At 61.4% G+C, this 2,213-nt stretch carries 2 rRNA genes; both read left to right on the forward strand.

Annotation, left to right across the window (positions count from 1 at the left end):
* Positions 1-179: 179 nt before the first annotated feature.
* A 16S ribosomal RNA gene (locus tag GPK39_RS08450) occupies positions 180-1,685 on the forward strand.
* Between the two features lie 397 nt (positions 1,686-2,082).
* Positions 2,083-2,213 (forward strand): 23S ribosomal RNA (locus tag GPK39_RS08455); the annotation flags it as partial.

Here is a 2,213-nt window from a genome sequence, read left to right on the forward strand (position 1 = left end):
GTGTCGCATCCGGGCAGACATCGAACCATTTGAAATGGTCTAACTTGGATTTGTTTTTCGCAAGGCCGCCGAGAGGCGGCCCCGAGAAATTCCTTTTCCTATACTAGAACCATATGAATCGAACGGAACCGATCAGCTAATAGTTGTGAGGACCGGACGGGCTCGAAGCCCATATATTTTGGACGGAGAGTTCGATCCTGGCTCAGGATGAACGCTGGCGGCGCGCCTAACACATGCAAGTCGAACGGCACCCCTCTCCGGAGGGAAGCGAGTGGCGAACGGCTGAGTAACACGTGGAGAACCTGCCCCCTCCCCCGGGATAGCCGCCCGAAAGGACGGGTAATACCGGATACCCCCGGGCGCCGCATGGCGCCCGGGCTAAAGCCCCGACGGGAGGGGATGGCTCCGCGGCCCATCAGGTAGACGGCGGGGTGACGGCCCACCGTGCCGACAACGGGTAGCCGGGTTGAGAGACCGACCGGCCAGATTGGGACTGAGACACGGCCCAGACTCCTACGGGAGGCAGCAGTGGGGAATCTTGCGCAATGGGGGGAACCCTGACGCAGCGACGCCGCGTGCGGGACGGAGGCCTTCGGGTCGTAAACCGCTTTCAGCAGGGAAGAGTCAAGACTGTACCTGCAGAAGAAGCCCCGGCTAACTACGTGCCAGCAGCCGCGGTAATACGTAGGGGGCGAGCGTTATCCGGATTCATTGGGCGTAAAGCGCGCGTAGGCGGCCCGGCAGGCCGGGGGTCGAAGCGGGGGGCTCAACCCCCCGAAGCCCCCGGAACCTCCGCGGCTTGGGTCCGGTAGGGGAGGGTGGAACACCCGGTGTAGCGGTGGAATGCGCAGATATCGGGTGGAACACCGGTGGCGAAGGCGGCCCTCTGGGCCGAGACCGACGCTGAGGCGCGAAAGCTGGGGGAGCGAACAGGATTAGATACCCTGGTAGTCCCAGCCGTAAACGATGGACGCTAGGTGTGGGGGGACGATCCCCCCGTGCCGCAGCCAACGCATTAAGCGTCCCGCCTGGGGAGTACGGCCGCAAGGCTAAAACTCAAAGGAATTGACGGGGGCCCGCACAAGCAGCGGAGCATGTGGCTTAATTCGAAGCAACGCGAAGAACCTTACCAGGGCTTGACATATGGGTGAAGCGGGGGAGACCCCGTGGCCGAGAGGAGCCCATACAGGTGGTGCATGGCTGTCGTCAGCTCGTGTCGTGAGATGTTGGGTTAAGTCCCGCAACGAGCGCAACCCCCGCCGCGTGTTGCCATCGGGTGATGCCGGGAACCCACGCGGGACCGCCGCCGTCAAGGCGGAGGAGGGCGGGGACGACGTCAAGTCATCATGCCCCTTATGCCCTGGGCTGCACACGTGCTACAATGGCCGGTACAGAGGGATGCCACCCCGCGAGGGGGAGCGGATCCCGGAAAGCCGGCCCCAGTTCGGATTGGGGGCTGCAACCCGCCCCCATGAAGTCGGAGTTGCTAGTAATCGCGGATCAGCATGCCGCGGTGAATGCGTTCCCGGGCCTTGTACACACCGCCCGTCACACCACCCGAGTCGTCTGCACCCGAAGTCGCCGGCCCAACCGCAAGGGGGGAGGCGCCGAAGGTGTGGAGGGTGAGGGGGGTGAAGTCGTAACAAGGTAGCCGTACCGGAAGGTGCGGCTGGATCACCTCCTTTCTAGGGAGATAAGTTCTTAGAGAGACAAACTTTAACTCGAATAGAGGGCAGGAGCCCGTCCGGTAGATGTCCGCCAGGATAAGTCCCCGCAGCACCCGGTCCCCGGGGTCGCACCCGCGTACCTTGAGAGCCGCATAGCGATAGGAGAGAGATGGAAGAGTATCCTCTTCCAGACTCGATTCTTTTCTGCGATTTAAAGACAGAATGATAGCAATCATTCATCCGATCCAAACAAGAAGAATTCACTTATTTATGAGTGAGGAGCATCTGATCGCGAGCACAGTACATACACTGTGCCGCGGTATGAGATACCCGAATTGCGACATACGAGCGCTATTCATGATATCGATTAATTTCTATTAGCGACACGTGGATATCCCGCGGGCCCGATGCGGTCCCGCAAGATACCACGGGCGCACGGCGGATGCCTTGGCACAGGGAGCCGATGAAGGACGCGGCAAGCTGCGATAATCCCCGGCGAGGAGCACACATCCTTCGACCCGGGGGTCTCCGAATGGGCGAACCCAT

It is taken from the genome of Collinsella aerofaciens, from assembly GCF_018785245.1.
Classification (GTDB): domain Bacteria; phylum Actinomycetota; class Coriobacteriia; order Coriobacteriales; family Coriobacteriaceae; genus Collinsella; species Collinsella aerofaciens_AD.